Annotated in this window: 18 protein-coding genes; 9 read left to right on the forward strand and 9 right to left on the reverse strand. The window is 65.6% G+C overall.

Annotated elements, in window-relative coordinates:
* Positions 1-4: 4 nt before the first annotated feature.
* The 5 genes from GC088_RS11945 to GC088_RS11965 all read right to left on the reverse strand — a co-directional run bounded on the left by GC088_RS11945 (position 5) and on the right by GC088_RS11965 (position 5,731).
* The gene (locus GC088_RS11945; protein WP_323959217.1) at positions 5-1,375 is read right to left on the reverse strand and encodes a sulfate adenylyltransferase subunit CysN; all 1,371 of its coding nucleotides are present in this window, start codon (positions 1,373-1,375) and stop codon (positions 5-7) included.
* Positions 1,375-2,442, reverse strand: coding sequence for a sulfate adenylyltransferase subunit CysD (gene cysD, locus GC088_RS11950; RefSeq protein WP_323959218.1), 1,068 nt, complete (start codon positions 2,440-2,442; stop codon positions 1,375-1,377). The genes GC088_RS11945 and cysD overlap by 1 nt, the downstream gene beginning before the upstream one ends.
* Positions 2,439-3,185: a phosphoadenylyl-sulfate reductase gene (locus GC088_RS11955; protein ID WP_323959219.1), complete on the reverse strand. Its 747-nt coding sequence runs from the start codon at positions 3,183-3,185 to the stop codon at positions 2,439-2,441. The genes cysD and GC088_RS11955 overlap by 4 nt, the downstream gene beginning before the upstream one ends.
* Entirely contained in the window at positions 3,182-4,927 is a 1,746-nt protein-coding gene (locus tag GC088_RS11960) for a nitrite/sulfite reductase (RefSeq protein ID WP_323959220.1), read from the reverse strand. The genes GC088_RS11955 and GC088_RS11960 overlap by 4 nt, the downstream gene beginning before the upstream one ends.
* 108 nt (positions 4,928-5,035) lie before the next feature.
* Positions 5,036-5,731: a sirohydrochlorin chelatase gene (locus tag GC088_RS11965; RefSeq protein ID WP_416377460.1), complete on the reverse strand. Its 696-nt coding sequence runs from the start codon at positions 5,729-5,731 to the stop codon at positions 5,036-5,038.
* Between the two features lie 62 nt (positions 5,732-5,793).
* Here GC088_RS11965 and GC088_RS11970 point away from each other — a divergent pair, with 62 nt between their 5' ends.
* From GC088_RS11970 to GC088_RS11985, 4 genes are all read left to right on the forward strand, one after another.
* Complete coding sequence (locus GC088_RS11970; protein WP_323959222.1) at positions 5,794-6,429, forward strand: trimeric intracellular cation channel family protein; 636 nt, start codon at positions 5,794-5,796, stop codon at positions 6,427-6,429.
* A 37-nt stretch (positions 6,430-6,466) separates the two neighbouring features.
* Complete coding sequence (locus tag GC088_RS11975; protein WP_323959223.1) at positions 6,467-6,892, forward strand: hypothetical protein; 426 nt, start codon at positions 6,467-6,469, stop codon at positions 6,890-6,892.
* On the forward strand, positions 6,889-7,362 hold the full coding sequence (locus tag GC088_RS11980; RefSeq protein ID WP_323959224.1) for an HIT family protein: 474 nt from the start codon (positions 6,889-6,891) through the stop codon (positions 7,360-7,362). Before GC088_RS11975 ends, GC088_RS11980 begins: the two co-directional genes overlap by 4 nt.
* Before the next feature lie 74 nt (positions 7,363-7,436).
* Positions 7,437-7,748 carry a hypothetical protein gene (locus GC088_RS11985; protein ID WP_323959225.1) on the forward strand — a complete coding sequence of 104 codons (312 nt, stop codon included), beginning with the start codon at positions 7,437-7,439 and terminating at the stop codon, positions 7,746-7,748.
* Between the two features lie 24 nt (positions 7,749-7,772).
* Here GC088_RS11985 and GC088_RS11990 read toward each other — a convergent pair whose 3' ends face one another.
* From GC088_RS11990 to GC088_RS12000, 3 genes are all read right to left on the reverse strand, one after another.
* Positions 7,773-8,876, reverse strand: coding sequence for a polyprenyl synthetase family protein (locus GC088_RS11990; RefSeq protein ID WP_323959226.1), 1,104 nt, complete (start codon positions 8,874-8,876; stop codon positions 7,773-7,775).
* A gap of 190 nt (positions 8,877-9,066) precedes the next feature.
* Positions 9,067-10,338, reverse strand: coding sequence for a geranylgeranyl reductase family protein (locus tag GC088_RS11995; protein WP_323959227.1), 1,272 nt, complete (start codon positions 10,336-10,338; stop codon positions 9,067-9,069).
* On the reverse strand, positions 10,339-11,103 hold the full coding sequence (locus GC088_RS12000; RefSeq protein WP_323959228.1) for a demethylmenaquinone methyltransferase: 765 nt from the start codon (positions 11,101-11,103) through the stop codon (positions 10,339-10,341).
* A 116-nt stretch (positions 11,104-11,219) separates the two neighbouring features.
* On the opposite strand from GC088_RS12000, the gene GC088_RS12005 reads away from it, so the two are divergent.
* The 5 genes from GC088_RS12005 to GC088_RS12025 all read left to right on the forward strand — a co-directional run bounded on the left by GC088_RS12005 (position 11,220) and on the right by GC088_RS12025 (position 16,650).
* Positions 11,220-12,572, forward strand: a complete 1,353-nt coding sequence (locus GC088_RS12005; protein ID WP_323959229.1) for an isochorismate synthase — start codon at positions 11,220-11,222, stop codon at positions 12,570-12,572.
* A gap of 120 nt (positions 12,573-12,692) precedes the next feature.
* Positions 12,693-13,505 (forward strand): transporter substrate-binding domain-containing protein, encoded by an 813-nt coding sequence (locus GC088_RS12010; RefSeq protein ID WP_323959230.1) that lies wholly within the window; start codon positions 12,693-12,695, stop codon positions 13,503-13,505.
* 82 nt (positions 13,506-13,587) lie between these two features.
* Positions 13,588-14,373, forward strand: coding sequence for an amino acid ABC transporter permease (locus GC088_RS12015; RefSeq protein WP_323959231.1), 786 nt, complete (start codon positions 13,588-13,590; stop codon positions 14,371-14,373).
* Positions 14,374-14,376: 3 nt separating this feature from the next.
* Positions 14,377-15,129 (forward strand): amino acid ABC transporter ATP-binding protein, encoded by a 753-nt coding sequence (locus GC088_RS12020; RefSeq protein ID WP_323959232.1) that lies wholly within the window; start codon positions 14,377-14,379, stop codon positions 15,127-15,129.
* A 102-nt stretch (positions 15,130-15,231) separates the two neighbouring features.
* Positions 15,232-16,650 carry a D-alanyl-D-alanine carboxypeptidase family protein gene (locus GC088_RS12025; RefSeq protein WP_323959233.1) on the forward strand — a complete coding sequence of 473 codons (1,419 nt, stop codon included), beginning with the start codon at positions 15,232-15,234 and terminating at the stop codon, positions 16,648-16,650.
* On the opposite strand, the gene menD is transcribed toward GC088_RS12025, so the two are convergent.
* Entirely contained in the window at positions 16,651-18,309 is a 1,659-nt protein-coding gene (menD, locus tag GC088_RS12030) for a 2-succinyl-5-enolpyruvyl-6-hydroxy-3-cyclohexene-1-carboxylic-acid synthase (RefSeq protein ID WP_416377461.1), read from the reverse strand.
* Positions 18,310-18,409: the final 100 nt, after the last annotated feature.

The following is an 18,409-nucleotide window of genomic DNA, read 5'->3' on the forward strand; positions in this document are numbered from 1 at the left end:
CTTGCTAGATGTCATAACGTTCGTCCTCGCGGGCCGACAGTTCCAGGTGGTCTGTTTCCACCAGGCCTGCGGCCAGGGTGTTGCCGTCGGAGGGGTCGATGACCAAAAATGCTCCGGTACGGCGGAAGTTCACGTAGTTGTCCACGGGCAGCGGTGCTGCCAGGCGGATGTGGACGGTCCCGATGTCGTTGAGCTCAAGGCCCGACGCCGGTTGATCGGCGAACGTTGACAGATCCAGCTTGTTGATGACCTGGCGAACCAGTCCCTGGACCGTCTTGCTGCCGTGCTTGATGAGGAGCCGTGAGCCCTCCTTCAGCGGCTTCGGCGACAGCCAACAGAGAGCGGCATAGAGGTCCTGGGTGGGTTGGGGAAGGCTCGCGCCCGTGCCGGCCTCGGCGAGGAGGTCTCCGCGGGCGATATCGATGTCGTCAGCAAGGCGCAGGACCACGGACTGCGGCGCGAACGCCTCCAGAAGCTCCTGTCCGGCGAAGTCGATTCCGGTCACGGTGGTGACACGTCCGGACGGCTGGACGGTGACGGCGTCGCCCACCCGGATGGACCCGGCAGCAACCTGACCGGCGTATCCGCGATAGTCGCGGTAGGTATCCGCGTCGAGGCCGGGAGCCACCGCGCCCTGCGGCCGGATCACGGTCTGGACAGGGAACCGGAAGGCCTCGATGTCGGTTTCCAGGTCGGCAAGTGCGGGCAGCTGTTCCAGCAGCTCCAGGAGCGAGGGACCCGAGTACCAGGGAGTCTTGTCCGAGCGGTCCACCACGTTGTCGCCCTCCAGGGCGGACACGGGGATGACGGCCGGCGCATCGACCCTCAGATCCCGGGCGGCCTGCGTGAGCTGCGCCTCGACGTCGCGGAAGACGTCCTCGCTGTAGTTCACGAGATCGATCTTGTTCACCGCAACGATGATGTGTGCCACGCGCAGCAGCCGCGCCACGGCGAGGTGGCGCCGGGTCTGCTCCAGCACGCCCTTGCGTGCATCGATGAGTACGACGACGGCGTCGGCCGTGGACGCGCCCGTCACCGTGTTCTTGGTGTACTGCACGTGACCCGGCGTGTCGGCCAGGATGAAGGTGCGGTTCGCGGTGGCGAAATAGCGGTAGGCGACATCGATCGTGATGCCCTGCTCGCGCTCAGCGCGCAGACCGTCGGTCAGCAGGGCAAGGTCCAGGCCTCCCCGTTCCCCGCCGAAACCACGCTCCGCGGAGGTGCGGGCAACGGCGTCGAGCTGGTCCGCAAGGACGGACTTGCTGTCATGCAGGAGGCGGCCCACCAGGGTGGACTTGCCGTCGTCGACGGAGCCGGCGGTGGCAAAGCGGAAAAGCGTGGAATGCTCGAGGGCAGTTCCGACTGCTGGGCTCATTAGAAGTACCCGTCTTTCTTGCGGTCTTCCATCGCGGCTTCGGAGATCCGGTCATCTGCCCGGGTGGCGCCGCGTTCGGTAAGTGTGCTGAGGGCGACTTCCCTCACTACTGCTGCCACGTCCGTGGCATCGGATTCGACGGCGCCGGTGCAGGACATGTCACCGACGGTGCGGTAGCGGACCAGGCGGGTCTCGACGGTCTCCTGCCCGGTGGGCTGGGACACCTCGCCGACCGCCCGCCACATGCCGTCGCGGCGGAACACCTCGCGCTCATGGGCGTAGTAGAGGCCCGGCAGCTCGATGTTCTCCCGCTCGATGTAGCGCCAGACATCCAGTTCGGTCCAGTTGCTGATCGGGAACGCCCGAACATGCTGGCCCACCGTGTGGCGCCCGTTGTACAGGTTCCACAGTTCCGGCCGCTGGTTCCGCGGATCCCACTGCCCAAACTCGTCGCGCAGGCTCAGGATGCGTTCCTTTGCCCGAGCCTTGTCCTCATCCCGGCGGCCGCCGCCGAACACGGCGTCGAACCGGTTCGCATTGATCGTGTCCAGCAGCGGAACGGTCTGCAGCGGGTTCCGGGTGCCATCAGCACGCTCGGCAAGCTCACCGCGGTCGATGTACTCCTGAACGGACCCGACAACCAGCCGGACACCAAGCCGCTCAACCGTGCGGTCGCGGAACTCGATCACCTCGGGGAAGTTGTGTCCAGTGTCGACGTGCAGCACCGGGAACGGAACCTTGCCCGGCCAGAACGCCTTCGTGGCAAGGTGCAGCATGACCACAGAGTCCTTGCCGCCGGAGAACAGCAGCGCGGGCCGCTCGAACTCAGCAACGACCTCGCGGATAATGTGGATCGCTTCGGACTCGAGTGCGTCGAGGGAACTGAGCCGCTTCGCCGGCGCTTCGCGGCTCACGGCTGCCGAGTCCGATGCCGCCCCGGGAGTGGCATCGGGCCTGTCGGAGCGGGACGCGTTGCTGCTTGCAGCATCGCCGTCCCGCGCAGGGGCGGGGGCGGCATCGGACTCGGCCGCCAAGGTGAGATCGAAAGTACCTGTTGAATGGCTCATTGGTGGATTCCGCACTCTGTCTTCGCTAGGCCGGCCCAGCGGCCGGCTCTTGGGTCTTCTCCTGGGGCTACCGGCCGGGTACAGGGTTTGCAGCCAATGGACGGGTAGCCGTTGGGCAGCAGCATGTTGACGGGAACCTGGTGTTCGCCGGCGTAGTCGAGGAGCTGATCGAAGGTCCACGGTGCCAGCGGGTTGATCTTTACCAGGTTGTGCACACGGTCCCAGGTGACCAGGGGCGTGTTGGTCCGGGTGGGTGCCTCGTCGCGGCGGACTCCGGTAAACCAGACCTCGTACCCGGCAAGGGCCTTCTTCAGCGGGTCCATCTTGCGAAGCGCGCAGCACTGGGCGGGATCACGGCTAAACAGGTCCTTGCCGAACTGGGCGTCCTGTTGGGTGACGGTCAGTTCGGGCTGGACCTCGACAATGTTGACGTTGAGCTGCTCGGCTACTTCGTCCCGGGTGATGTGGGTTTCGGTGAAGTGGTAGCCGGTCTCGAGGAACAGTACGTCGATGCCGGGGAACTGCTGCGAGACCAGGTGCGGGAGGACGGCGTCGGCCATGGAGCAGGCAACCGCGGCCTGGGTGAGGTCGAAGTTGCGGGCTACCCAGGCAATCACCTGGTCAGCGGTTGCGTCCCAGCCGAGTTCCTCGGCGCCTGCGGCGGCTAGGGCCTTGAGCTCCTCGTCGGAGCGGCGGGTCTGGACAGCGACACTGTCAACGACACTGTTTGCGCTCAGGCTCACTGCAGCACTCCTTCCTCGGCACGGTGCGCCCACTGGGCGAAGGTCTCGTTGTCCTGGCGGCCGGCAGCGTAACTGCGCACGACGCGCTCAACGTAGTCGGGCAGATTATCGGCGGTGACCTTCAGGCCGCGGATGGTCCGGCCGAGTCCCGCTTCCTCGCGGTCGACGGCAGCCAGCCCGCCGCCGAGGTGCACCTGGAAGCCGGGGGTGGGGTCGCCGTCGGGCGTTGGAAGCATCATGCCCTTCAAGCCGATGTCCGCGGTCTGGATGCGCGCGCAGGAGTTGGGGCAGCCGTTGATGTGGAGGGCGATCGGCTGGGTGAGGGTGCCGTCGTCGACCAGATCCGCGAGGCGGGTTTCGAGCTCGGCAATAGCGGTGGCCGCCGTTGCCTTGGTCTCCACGATGGCCAGCTTGCAGAACTCGATGCCTGTGCACGCGATGGTTGACCGGCGGAACAGGGACGGCCGGGCGGAGAGGCCCAGTGCGTCGAGCTCGCTCACGAGCGATTCCACGCGGTCCTTCTCGACGTCGAGCACCACGAGTTTCTGGTGCGGCGTGGTGCGCAGGCGGGTGGAGCCATGGGCCTCGATGGCGTCCGCGAGGGAGGTCAGGATGCTGCCGGAGACCCGTCCCACGGTCGGTGCGACGCCGATGAAGAAACGGCCGTCCTTCTGCTCGTGGATGCCTACGTGGTCGCCCGGCGTCGGGGGCTTGGGCGCGGCGGGTCCGTCAGGGAGGGCGAAGCCGAGGTACTCGTCCTGGAGTACCTGGCGGAACTTCTCCGTCCCCCAGTCATTCAGCAGGAACTTCAGGCGTGCCTTGGTCCGCATGCGACGGTAGCCGTAGTCACGGAAGATGCTGGTCACACCAAGCCAGACCTCGGCGGCGACGTCGGGCGCCACGAAGACGCCGAGACGTTCCGCGAGGCGGGGATTGGTGGACAGACCGCCGCCCACCCAGAGGTCGTAGCCGGCGCCGAGTTCGGGATGAACCACGCCAACCAACGCGAAGTCGTTGATCTCATGGACAACGTCCTGGCTGGGATGGCCGGTGATCGCGGTCTTGTACTTGCGCGGCAGGTTCGCAAGCTCGGGGTCCCCGATGAAGCGTTCGCTCAGCTCGTGGATGAGGGGCGTCGGGTCGATGATCTCGTCCTTGGCGATTCCGGCCACGGGCGAACCAAGGATGACGCGCGGAACATCGCCGCAGGCTTCGGTGGTGGACAGGCCTACGGCTTCGAGCCGGTTCCAGATCTCCGGAACGTCCTCCACCCGGACCCAGTGCAGCTGGATGTTCTGGCGGTCGGTGATGTCCGCCGAGTCGCGTGCGAACTCCGTGGAGATTTCACCGATGACGCGCAGCTGCTCGGTGGTGAGGGCGCCGCCGTCGATGCGCACGCGGAGCATGAAGTACTTGTCTTCGAGTTCGTGCGGTTCCAGCGTGGCCGTCTTGCCGCCGTCGATCCCCTGCCTGCGCTGGGTGTAGAGGCCCCACCAGCGGAACCGGCCGTGCAGGTCCGTGCTGTCGATCGCGTCGAACCCACTCTTCGAGTAGATCTGCTCGATACGTTCACGGACGTTGAGGCCGTTGTCCTCCTGCTTCCAGGTTTCGTTGGCATTCAGGGGCGTGGTGCCATCGACCTTCCACTGGCCGTGCGGCTTGGTTGCCGGCCTGCCCGGCTTCCCCGCCCGTTGGGTGCGGGCGTTGGCGGGTGCTGCTTCGGTCGCGACTGAACTCGTCATGGAAAGACAGTAGGACCGCCCTCGGAGCGCCTTCAAAGGTTCGGCAACACCCGTTCACGTGGCGACACCGCGCGTCACAAACCGGTCAAATCCTTGACGAAGCGGCCGTCACCGTGCCAGCTGCACGCACGCCTCATCGAAGCGGTCCAGTGCGATCTGCGCGAGCACCGGATCGGGCAGCAGCGGCTCCGTCACGGTGGCGGACCCGGCCTTGCCAAGCTGGTCATGGAAATATCCCGGTGCGAGCAGGTAGGAGGCAATCGCCGGCGATGCTGAACCGTTCTGCAGCTGCGCGACGGCGTCCGGAACGGAGGGCTTTGCACTTGCCCCGTATCCCGCCATGATTCGCCCCGGATGCAGCTCGGCGAGCTGGCCCACCAACCGCTCGACATCCTCGGCCGCCGACGGATCCGAAGAGCCTGCGGCAGCCAGCACGACGTCGTCGTCCGGTTTCACGCCCGCTTCCTCCAGGCGCCGGCGGAGCAGGGCGGCGAGCCGCGGGTCCGGCCCCAGCGGAGCCGAAGCAACAGTGTCCGGCCGGCTCTGCACTGCCTCGGCGATGTCCACCTTCACGTGGTAGCCGACGGATAGCAGCAGCGGCACAATGACGGCGGGCCCATCGGGTAGGGCAGCCACCACCTCCGGCAGGTTCGGTTCCTGAACATCGACATACGCTTCACGAATGTCGAGCTCGGGCCGGAGCGCACGCATCTCATCGCGCATCCGGTTAACTGCGGCCTGCCCCTCAGCACTGCTGGTTCCGTGCGAGCACGCGATCAGGACGGGAAGCTTGGATGTCTGCATGTTGGCCATTGAAGCACCCGCCTGCGACTATTGACACTTGTGCCCCGTAACGCAGTAACCCCATGAGCGCAGCCCTGATCCTTGACCTGGTCGGCGTTTTCTTCTTCGCCGTCTCGGGTTCGCTCCTCGCTGCGCGCAAAGGTTTCGACATCATCGGCTCGCTGCTGCTGGCCTCCCTGGCCTCGCTGGGAGGCGGGGTCGCGCGGGACCTGATCATCGACGTCGAGCCCGTTGCCTTCTACAACCCCCTCTACCTTGCCCCGCCGCTCTTGGCCGCGGTGTTGGTGTACTTCCTGATCTCGCATATTGAGCGGGTGAGCACCCTCCTGGTGCTTTTCGACGCCGGCGGGCTGGGCCTGTTCTGCATCGTCGGTGCACTGAAGGCAGTCAATGAGGGGCTCAATCCGGTGGCGGCGATCCTGCTCGGAGTGACCACCGCCGTCGGGGGTGGGCTGCTGCGTGACGTCGTCGCCAATGAAGTGCCGGCACTGTTCAGCGGGGAACTGTACGCCCTGCCCGCGTTCCTAGGGGCCACCCTGACGGTGGCGCTCGCGATGCTGGACCTCTTCAATGTGGTGACCGGCGTCGTCGTTGCTGCGCTGGTGTTCATCCTCCGGGTGCTGGCGTGGAAGGCGGGTTGGCATGCTCCGCTGGCGGCGCGGGGAACGGGTCCCGCGGAGCAGCCGCCTGCGGGATAGGATTGGAGCATCCCCCTCAACACCACCTGGAGCCACTGTGACCGAGCTGTTCCTGGAGAAATTCCGCGCTCTCGTACCCAACTACTTTGACGAGCCGTGGGTCCCGGAAGACGGCCTGTCGGAAGAGGAACTGGCTCAGCTTAGCGAAGGCCAGGACTTCCCGCTCCCGATGGCCCTGCGTGAGTTCTACCTCGCCGTGGGCGCGTCCGAAGACATCATGGAGGCGTTCCACTATGTGTGGGATCCGGACGAGCTGGAGATTGAGGACGGCTTCCTGCTGTTCATGGAAGACGTGGACGAGAAGTTCGTGTGGGGCCTGAAGGCCGACCAGCTAAACGTCCCCGACCCAATTGTGTGGCGCCGTAATAACGCCCGCGGATCCTGGAAGAACGAGGAAGGCACCTTCAGCGAGTTCATGCTGGACATGTTCGACTGGGTCTTCGAAGACGAAGAAGCCGAATGACCTGGGTACACCATGCGCCGGACGGGTACGAGTGCCCGTTCTGCGATCTGGCCTCCGGCGAGTTCAGGTTCGCGTCCAACCTCTGCGAGCCCGGTGACCTCATCTACTCGGATGACCTGGTGCTCGCATTCATCGCCTCCCATGGGTTCGAGCCGCACCCCGGTCACGTGCTGGTGACGCCCCGGGCCCACTATGAGCTGCTGTATGAACTGCCCGACGACGTCGCCGGCCGCATCATGACGGTCTCCCGCGACATGGCCATCGCCATCAAGCGGGCCTGGGAGCCCGACGGCGTCTCAACCCGCCAGCACAACGAGCCGGCCGGTAGCCAGCACGTGTGGCACTATCACCAGCACGTTCTGCCCCGCTGGCACAACGACGGCTTCTACTTCACGCCGAAGCGCCCGATCGTGGACCCGGCCGTGCGGGCGCGGAAGGCTGCCGAGCTGCGCGCGGCGCTGGGTTTGTAGCCCCGCCCGCATTGCTCGCAGAGGGGCTTCCGAACGCACGTAGGATGGCTGCGTAGTCCGAAATTGGGGGAAACGTGCGTCTTGCATCACTAATCCTGGCATCTCTGCCGATCATCCTGCTCACCGTTTTTCTCGCTGTCCTGTTCAGCGTGAAAGGTCCCGAAGGCTTCGGTGTCCTCGTTTACATGCTTGAGGCGAGCGTTCTCTTTCTGGCCCTCAGCGTTACTGCGGTGGTGCTGGCCTTCCGAAAGCGTCCCGTCTCTGCACTGGACATTCCGGCGCGCGTACTCAGCATAGTTTCGGTCGTGATCATGGTGCTTCCGGCCGCGGGCGGGGTCCTGCTCTTTGGTCTCTTGATCTCCTCGATGACGGGTGCCCGTTTATAAGCCCGCCCGAGCCTAACGCGGCCGCTAGACGTCGCGGTCGACCACAGCCCTTGCGAAGCTGGCCAACGCATCCTTGACCGTGCTCTCCGGCAAGGGGTCGAGGGCGCGGACGGCGTCGTCCGCCCACTGCTGGGCAACTGCCCATGCCCGCCTGGTCACTTCGTGCTCACGTAGCGCTTCGACCGCCTCGGCGAGCGCCTCGTCCGAGGTGAGATCGCCGTCGACGAGGTCCAGCACCCGACGGGCGGACTGGTCCCCGGAAGCGACAGCCTGGCGCAGAAGCAGCACGGGCAGCGTAGGCACACCTTCGCGCAGGTCGGTCCCCGGGGACTTCCCCGACTTGGCCTTCAGGCCCGTGACGTCGATAACGTCGTCGGCCAACTGGAACGCCACGCCGACCTTCTCCCCGTAGGAGACCATCACATCGATGGCCGATTGGGGCGCGTCAGCGAAGATCGCGCCGAGCTGCCCGGACGCGGCAACGAGCGAGCCTGTCTTGTCGGCAATCACCGAGAGGTAATGCTCCACGGGATCCTCGCCGTCCTGCGGGCCCACGGTCTCGTGCAGCTGCCCCAGGCACAGGCGCTCGAAGGTGCGTGCCTGAATGCCGAGCGCCCGGCTTCCCAACTCCGAAACCAGGATGGAGGCACGCGCGAAGATCAGGTCACCGGTCAGGATCGCGACCGAATTGCCCCAGACCTCGTGCGCAGTCGGCGCTCCACGCCGGTACGGCGCGGAATCCATCACGTCATCGTGGTACAGCGTGGCCAGGTGGGTCAGTTCGACGACGACGGCGGCAACCACCACTTCGGCCTTGCTTGCGTCCCCGAGGTGTGAGGCGAGGATGGTCAGCAGTGGACGGATTCGCTTGCCGCCTGCCTCGACGAGGTGGCGGGAGGTGGCATCAGCGAGCGGATCGGAACTCGCAATGGCTTCGCGCAGCTGCTTCTCGACCTTCGCCAGGCAATTGGAGACGGCCGGGCCAAGCTCCGGATCCTCGGCGATCATCGCGAAACCCGCTGGCAGGCGCAGCCCCGTGGCTATGACGCCGGTGCTGGTGTCCAACTCCTCGACGAGCGGGCGAGCGTGGCCAGCACTGGTCCAGCTGGTGTGGGGGGAATCCGTCATGGGTCTAAGCCTATCGGGCGAGGGGCCCGGCGCGAGCGCAGCGAGTGTTGGGAGCCCGATAGGCGCTATCGGGCGAGGGGCCCGGCGCGAGCGCAGCGAGTGTTGGGAGCCCGATAGGCGCTATCGGGCGAGGGGCCCGGCGCGAGCGCAGCGAGTGTTGGGAGCCCGATAGGCGCTATCGGGCGAGGGACTACTGGTTGCTCGTTGCCGGTACGAGCTTCTCGAGAACGGCAATCAGCCGGTCCTCGACACCCTTCGTCGAGGTTGCGGACGTATCCGTCAGGTTGGCTAGCATCCGAACGACAAAACGCATGAGCACGGGGATGGGCATGCCGGTACGCAGTGCGAGTCGCAGGATCGCGGGCTTGCCGATGAGCCCGGCGAAAATCCGGCCCAGCGTGAAGTGACTCCCCCATTGGTCGCGAACGTACGGCGCATAGCCGGCCAGCACGTCGTCACGCAGCCGTCCCCCGGAAAGCGACCGCTCGATGAACTCGGCGGCATACCGCGCGGACTCCATGGCGTACGAGATTCCCTCGCCGTTGAAAGGCGACACCATTCCGCCCGCATCTCCAAGCAGCAGCAGGCCGGGTGAGTAGTGGGGGGTCCGGTTGAAGCCCATTGGCAGGGCGGCGCCGCGAATCTCCCCCACCTGGTTCTCTTCGACGAAGCCCCAGTCTTCGGGCATTCCTGCGGTCCAGTCGCGCAGCACCTGCTTGTAGTCCAGCTTCCCGAACGACGCCGAGGAGTTCAGGATCCCCAGCCCCACATTGGCGGTGCCATCTCCCACTCCGAACACCCAGCCGTAGCCGGGCAGCGGATTCCCGGACTTGTCGGGCAACTCCAGCCATCCCTCCATCCAGGGATCCTCGTGGCGGGGACTGTTGAAGTAGGTCCGTACCGCAACGCCGAGGGGCCTGTCGTCCCGCTTAGCCATTCCGAGACTGACTGCCGTGCGCGTGGAGTTCCCGTCAGCAGCCAGCACGACGTCGGCGCTCAGCGTCTTCTTCTCGCCTGTGCGGCGCCCATTGGGCGCGAGGACATTCACGACGACGCCGGTCACCCGGCCGGTGTGATCTCGCACCGCTTCGGTGACGGAGTGGCCTTCGAGGATCTGCGCGCCCGCCGCGCGCGCGTGCGATGCCAGCTGCTCGTCGAAACCAAGCCGGGTCCGCACCAAACCGTAGGACGGGAAGTCGGACAGCTCAGGCCAGGGCAGCTCAAGGGTGCGGCCGCCGGCGATGAGGCGCAGCCCCTTATTGCGGCGCCAGCCCAGATCCTCGCCGTGCGGCAGTCCGAGCAACTGGATCTCCCGGACTGCGCGCGGCGTGAAGCCGTCTCCGCAGACTTTTTCCCGGGGGAAGAAGGTCTTCTCGACGACGGTGGTCTCGATCCCGGCGGAGGCAAGGTAGTAGGCGGCGGTGGAACCTGCGGGGCCAGCCCCGATGATGAGGACCGACACTTAGTGGGCAGCCCGAGTGCTGCGGCGGCGACCGCGCGTCTGGGAGCCTGCCGCCGTCGTCGTCGGTGTTGCCTCAGGCTTGGTTGCCCGATGGACCGCGACAATCCCACCGTTGAGGTTCCGGTACGCGACCGATTCCCAGCCGCTCTGAGTGATCCAGGAGGCCAGTTCGTCCTGGTTTGGCCAGGCGCGGATGGACTCGGCGAGGTAGACGTAGGCAGCGGGGTTGGAACTGACCTTGGTGGCAATGGCGGGCAGGGCGCGCATCAGGTATTCGGTATACATGGTGCGCCACAGCGGGATGGTGGGCTGGGAGAACTCCGCGATGACCAGTCGACCGCCGGGCTTGGTGACCCGCAACATCTCCTCAAGCGCCTTGGTGGGACGGTCAACGTTGCGCAGCCCGAACGAGATGGTGCACGCATCGAAGGAGTTGTCGGCGAACGGGAGATTCGTGGCGTCGCCGGCGATGAAGTCGATGTCGGGGCGTCGGCGCTTGCCCACCCGGAGCATGCCGAGTGAGAAATCGCACGCCACCACGCGGACACCGGCATCAGCGAAAGGCTCGCTCGAGGTGCCGGTGCCGGCAGCGAGATCCAGGACGCGGTCGCCCTTGGCAGCGTCAACAGCCTCCACCACAACCTTGCGCCACCGGTGCGTCTGCCCGAGTGAGAGGACGTCGTTGACAACGTCGTATTTCGGGGCCACGTCGTCGAACATGGCAGCAACTTCGTCAGGACGCTTATCCAGGGATGCGCGATTCACCCGGATATTGTCTCAAACAATGTTCACGCCTCAAATGCGGCCGTCGTCCCACCTGATACAAGCCTCAGCACAGCGGCGAACAGCGGGGCTCCGGGGCGGGAGTACGCTAGTGCATCATGAGCAATCCGTCCCCTGCTGCAGTGGCGATCCCGCTGAGCCAGGCACCGACCCTTCGAAGTGTCACTTTCGAACGGGGCGATCTCCAGCTGAACACGGGCCTCCTCGAATATGTGGTGCGCGGCGACGTGCACACCTGGATCCGACGTGGCGAAGGCATCGTGGCCTTCGGCGAGGTCGCACGGTTCACGACCGACGGGCCCGGCCGCTTCCAAACCGCGCAGGAATGGTGGCACTCCGTCGTCAACAGCGCCGACGTCGTCGATCCCGCCCCGCAGCCCGGCACCGGCCTGCTGGCCTTCGGATCCTTTGCCTTCTCCAAAACCTCCCGCCATCCGTCCCGCCTGATCGTGCCGCAAATCGTAGTGGGCAGCAGGGACGGCCGCAGCTGGTTGACCTACATTTCGGACGACGGCGACGCGGACCTCAGTGCCTCCGCCGCCGAAGCTGCGCTTGCCGCTTACCTCGAAGAGGTGGAACCGGAGCGCAAGCCCTGTACCGGCGACCGGCTGGCTCCCGGGGTCCTCACCGAGGAACAGTGGATGAACGCCGTTAGCCGTGGCGTCGCGCACATCCGTGAGGGCGAACTGAGCAAGCTGGTACTGGCCCGTGACGTTGTGGCCGAGCTCGGTTCACCCGTTTCAACAGCGCAGGTGCTGCGCGAGCTCGCGATCAGGTACTCAGACTGCTGGACCTACTCTGTGGACGGTCTCATCGGCTCCACCCCGGAGATGCTGATCAAGGTTGAGAACCGGACTGCGCGCGCCCGGGTGCTCGCCGGCACGCTGGACCGTTCCTCGGCACCCGCCGGGGAGATCGGCTACGCAGAGCGGACCCTCGCCGGCTCGGAGAAGCAGCAGTACGAGCATGAGTTGGCCATCGATTCACTCACGCGTCAGCTCGAGCCCTTCACGCAGAGCATGACCTCCCATAGCGAGCCCTTCGTGCTGGAGCTGCCCAATGTCTGGCATCTCGCCTCGGATGTCACCGCCGAACTGTCGCCCGACAGCGAGGGCAACGTGCCGTCGTCGTTGGTTCTGGTGGACGCGCTTCACCCCACCGCCGCTGTCTGCGGTACCCCCACGACGGTTGCGGGAGAGCTCATCCGTGAGCTCGAGCACCTCGAGCGCGGCCCCTATGCGGGACCGGTGGGCTGGATGGACGCGCAGGGCAACGGGGAATGGGGCATCGCCCTCCGCGGCGCCGTGGTCGAAACGCCTACTAGGGTGCGGATGTACGCGGGATGCGGCATTGTCGAAGCTTCGCAGCCGTCCGCGGAACTGGCCGAGACATGGAGCAAGTTCCGTCCCATGATCGAAGCCCTGGGACTGCGTACTCCTTCCAGACCCTAATTCCGCTCAGGCTTAGCTGCTGGTTACCAATAGGCAAAACCTGTAGCCTGTGATGCACATCTCTATTACAGCTACAATCATCGATGACGATTTATTACTCCGTTCAAGTTGAGGTACTCCATGTTCTCGAAAATCTCCAGGTCGCTTGCCGTAGCGGCGATCGGCACCCTTGCCCTGACCGCATGCGGCGGCGGCGGCTCCGAGTCCGGTGAAGGCGGCGGTAGCGAAGCGGCGGGCGGCTCCGAGCTGAACCTCGTTTCCGAGGGCACGCTGACCGTATGCTCGGACGTCCCCTACGAGCCGTTCGAGTTCGAGGAGAACGGGGAGTACACCGGCTTCGACATCGACATCATGCGCGAGATCGCCACCGGTCTCGACCTCGAACTGCAGGTACAGGATGTCGGATTCGACGGCCTGCAGTCCGGCGCGGTGCTGGCAGCGGGACAGTGCGACGTCGGCGCAAGCGCTATGACGATCACCCCTGAGCGCGAGGAGAACCTCACGTTCTCCGATCCCTACTACGACTCGCTGCAGTCCCTACTGGTACCCGCCGACGGCGACATCGCCACTCTCGATGACCTTGCCGGCAAGGCGATCGGTGTGCAGCAGGGCACTACCGGCGAGCAGTACGCCCGCGACAACGTCCCCGCGGACACCGAAGTAATCGCGTTCCCCAGCGACGCCGAACTGTACCCCGCCCTGCAGGCAGGAAATGTCGCGGCTATCCTCCAGGACCTCCCGGTCAACCTGAACCACACGCAGGAGGGCGACTTCACCATCGCCGAGGAGTACCAGACCGACGAGCAGTACGGCTTCGCTTTCCCCAAGGAGGGCAGCGAGGCACTCGTTGAGGCTGTCAACACCCAGCTTGCCGAACTGCGCGAGAGCGGCCGCTACGACGAGATCTACAACACCTACTTCGAGGAGCAGTAACCTCTCAACGGATGTGCGGCAGTTCCAGCTTCCTGGAACTGCCGCAGCCGTGTTCGCCTCCTGAAAGACAGGTAGAAAACACGTGAAACCCACCACCCGCAAGCGTCTCTTCCGGGGTGTTCTGTACGCGATCTTCGTCATCGCCGTCGTAGTCGTTGTGCTCCTCGCTGACTGGAAAGCCATCCGGTCCAACTTCTTCGACCTCGACGTCGCAGCCGAGGCCTTCCCCGCCATCATCACCACGGCCGCGAAGAATACGATCCTCTACACAATCATCGCCTTCATCGGCGGACTGATCGGCGGTCTCATTCTCGCGTTGATGAAACTCTCACCCGTGGGCCCCTACCGCTGGGTAGCCACGGCCTACATCGAGCTGTTCCGCGGCCTGCCGGCGCTTCTCGTCATCTTCGCCTTCGCGTTCGCCGTGCCCATCGCTTTCCAGTGGCGTCCGCCGGGCGGCAACGCCGGAGCAGGCTTGATTGCGCTGATCGTTGTGTCGTCGGCCTATATTGCCGAGACAATCCGCGCCGGCATCGAGGCTGTTCCAAAGGGCCAGGTGGAGGCTGCACGCTCACTGGGCATGCGTCCGTCCTGGACTCTGGTCTCCGTGGTGCTGCCCCAGGCCTTCCGGATCATCACTCCCCCGCTGACCAATGAACTGGTCATCCTGATCAAGGACACGTCGCTGCTGTTCATCGCGGGCATGGCGCTTGCGGACCGCGAGCTCACCACCTTTGCGCGTGACCTGACCTCATCGCAGGCGAACTCCACGCCGCTGGTCCTCGCAGCGCTCATGTACCTGGTGATCACCCTCCCGCTGACCCAGCTGGTTGCCAAGCTGGAACGCCACAACAAGAGAGGCCGATAGACCATGGCCGCCCAGCTGCCTGCCGACGTACCCGCCATCGAGGTCCGCGAGCTCCACAAGTCCTACGGCGAGAACGAAGTTCTCAAGGGAATCGACTTCCACGTTGACCAGGGCGAGGTGGTTTGCGTCATCGGCCCATCGGGATCGGGTAAGTCCACCCTCCTGCGTTGCGTGAACCGACTCGAGGAGCCTACCTCCGGGACCATCATGGTGGAGGGCGTTGATATCACGAACGAGGACACCGACCTGGACAAGGTGCGTACCCGCATCGGCATGGTGTTCCAGCAGTTCAACCTCTTCCCCCACCTGAGCGTGCTCCGTAACCTGACCCTGGCTCAGATCCGCGCAAAGAAGCGGAAGAAGTCCGAAGCGGAAGAAATTGCCCGGCGGAACCTCGCCAAGGTGGGGCTCGCCGACAAGGCAGACGCCTACCCCTCCCAACTCTCGGGCGGGCAGCAGCAGCGCGTTGCGATTGCCCGGGCCCTGTCCATGGACCCGGACATGATGCTCTTCGACGAACCCACCAGCGCACTCGACCCCGAACTGGTGGGCGACGTGCTCGATGTCATGCGGCAATTGGCCCGCGATGGCATGACCATGATGGTGGTCACCCACGAGATGGGATTCGCCCGCGAGGTCGGTGACCGGGTTGTCTTCATGGATGGCGGGGTTGTGGTTGAGCAGGGCGACCCACGGGAAGTGTTGGGCAATCCGCAGCACGAGCGGACGCGCAGCTTCCTGTCCAAGGTCCTGTGAATGGTTTTGTAAATGTGATGTAGAAACTATTTGCGGGCGGGTAGGTGCGTGGGAAGATGAATCGCATCTACCCGCCCGGTCTCACTTACCCTTGGGATTCTCATGTCCAAGCTCGTCGCCACCGGACGTCCGCGCCTGAGGGCGCGCCTCGCTGCGGTCGCCGTCCTCTGTCTTTCGCTTCTCACGGGCTTGCTGACCGCGCCGCCGGCCACGGCAGCGCTGCCCATCACCAATCCGAACAACGTGCAGGTGCTGGTCACCAAGACACGCCCCCTGAACCCGCTGCGCTACGTTGCACCCGACCTGGTGGCCTACCCGGGCACCGGACACTTGCTGCGGCGCGAAGTCTCGGGGCAGCTGCAAAGCCTTTTCGCCGCAGCCAGCCGCGCGGGCGCACCGCTCGCCGTAATCAGCGGCTACCGCTCCTACGATCAGCAGGCCGCTCTCTACAACTCCTACGTGGCGCAGTACGGCCAGGCCGTTGCTGACACCATTTCCGCCCGCCCCGGCCACAGCGAGCACCAGACGGGCCTGGCCGTCGACGTCGGGAACGCCAACGGCTCCTGCGGGCTCGGTGCCTGTTTCGCGGACACCGTAGGCGGTCGCTGGGTTGCAGCCAATGCACACCGCTACGGGTTCATCATCCGCTACCCAAACGGTTACCAGGGCACCACGGGCTACACCTTCGAACCGTGGCACCTGCGGTACGTGGGCCGGTCCGTTGCCACCGAGATGAGGACCCGCGGGATCCCGACCATGGAGCACTACTACAACGGCTCCAACCCCTCCATCACGGCACCTTCCGACCTAGTCGCCGCTGACGCCACCGGCACGCTGTGGACCTACCCGCCGAACTACCTCAACGGTTTCCGCCCGCGGGCTCGGCTCGGCGGCGGTTGGTCAACGCTGAAAGCCGGCTTTAACACCGACTGGAACGGCGACGGCATCCAGGACATCCTCGCCCAGTGGAATGACGGCCGACTGACCCTGTACCGCGGCCTCTTCGGGCGCGGTTTTCAGGCGCCGGTGCAGATCGGACACGGGTGGCAGAACTTCGACATCGTGGTCGGACATTGGGTTCGTGGAAGCCGGTATCCCTCCGTGGTGGCCAAGGACGGCTCCGGCAATGTCTGGCACTACCCGAACACCAGTGGGCTGGGCTTCGCTGCAGCCGGAATCTCGCGGATCGGTAACGGCTGGGGCGATATGAGGCTCACCATGGCGGACTGGGACCGCGACGGAAACCAGGACCTCCTTGCCACCCGGTCCAACGGACAGCTCATGCTTTACCGCTCCAACGGAGTGGGACGGTTCATGAACGAGCCAACCCGGGCCATCGGCCAAGGTTGGCAAGCCATGGACAGCATGAAAGCCATCTCCGGCTTCCAGGGGCCAGGCTCCTACGGACTTCGGGCGCGCACCGCCACCGGAGACCTTCGGTACTACCCGATGCCGGGCAACCGGTGGGGTGCCGCAAGTTCCATCGGTCAGGGCTGGGGCAGCTACCGGATGTTCCGCTGACTAGCGCTCCATCGCAGCGAGCACTGCGGACCTCACCTGAGCGTGAAGGTTCCGCAGGCCGTTGCGGTCAGTCCTGACCTCCACCACCGAGCGTCCGCGCACCGGTGCCTCCAGCACAGCGTCAAGTTCATGTACGGTCGCCACCATGCGGTGCGGGACGCCGTATCCGGCGGCCAACGCGGCAAGATCCGCGGCGTGCGGCGTACCGAATAGACGTTCGACGGCGGGGCCGTAACGTTCCAAAGTGGCCGGCTCCCCGTGCTCAAGCAGCCCGAAAATGCCTCCCCCGGAATCATTGAGTACCACGATCTGCAGGTCCGGTTCCTGTTCACCGAGGCCCAGCAGGAGGCCGCCGGCGTCGTGCAGGAAGGTCAGGTCGCCGAGCAGGAGACGGGTGGGAATTCCGGCGGCAAGCGCTATACCGGAGGCTGTCGAGATGGTGCCGTCGATGCCCGCTAGCCCCCGGTTGGCGTAGACCTCCAGCGGATGCCAGTCGCCGGAAGCCATCAGATCGACATCCCGGATGGGGTTGGACGAGCCCAGCACCAGGTTTCCGGTGGTGTTCTCCCAGACCGCATCAGCGACATGCAGGCCGGTCAGGCCCGGCTCCTGCGCCAGATGCAGCTGAAGGGCAGCCTCCGCACGGGCGCCGGCCTCCCGCCATTCCTCCAGCCAGCCGTCCGGCCCGGTGCCGGCGAACGCCAACAACCCCCCGAGCGTGTCAATCAGTTGTTCGCTGCGCCTCCCCTCCTCGAACCAGGCCTGCGACTCGGGTGCGTAGAGAGCACGCTCAATATCCGTCCGAGCGAGCAATGCCGCCACCGGCCTCGAAAGGGTGGGACGGCCAAACACCACAACGCGCTCAATCCGCGGAGCGAACCGGTCAAGAAGCAGGCGGTATGCCCCGATCGCGGAGGAGCCAAAGCGCGCGTTCGACGACGGCTCGGCCAATAGCGGCAGGCGCAGGTGCTGCGCGAACACCGCAGCGATCTCCCCCGCGCCGTGGCCGGCGATCACCACCGTACGGGAGGGCTTCGCTGAAGCCGGGGACGCCGTCGTCGTCGTTCCTTCCGCCACCGGCTCAGGGAACGGTTGCCGGCTACCGGCAGCAGGAACGCGTGCGCCGCCGTCGTCCGAGGGAACAAGCGGGTCGCGGAACCCCAGATTGACCTGCACGGGCCCCGCGGGTCCGGAGTTTCCCTGCGCTTGGGCGAGCGCCGCGGCCAACACCGTCTCAGGATCGGACCCCGCCGGGATGTCGACGGCGGCCCTCACATGTTCACCGAACAGGCCCGCCTGGCGGGTGGTCTGGTTGGCTCCGGTTCCGCGCAGTTCCGCCGGGCGGTCCGCGGAGAGGACCACGAGCGGCACTCCCGCGTGGTTGGCCTCCATCACTGCGGGCAGCAGTTCGCCGACGGCGGTTCCGGAGGTAGTCACGACGGCGACCGGCCGCTCGGATCCCAGCGCAAGGCCCAACGCGGTGAAGCCCGCTACCCGTTCATCCACTCGGACATGCAGCCGGATCTCCCCGCGCTCGGCGGCTTCGGCGAGCGCATACGCCAACGGCGCGCTCCTCGATCCCGGTGCTACAACCACATCGGTCACGGAATGGGCGCTGAGTACCGCTACGACCGTCCGGGCGCTTTGGATCGAATTCACCGTCCCATCCTTGCACTGTTGGCTAGAACACAGGCTCCACAACTCAACGATTGGTCCTCATTCACCTGCCGTTTACCCACCGGTACCCCTGCGGAAAGCC

Source organism: Arthrobacter sp. JZ12 (assembly GCF_035189165.1).
GTDB lineage: Bacteria > Actinomycetota > Actinomycetes > Actinomycetales > Micrococcaceae > Arthrobacter_D.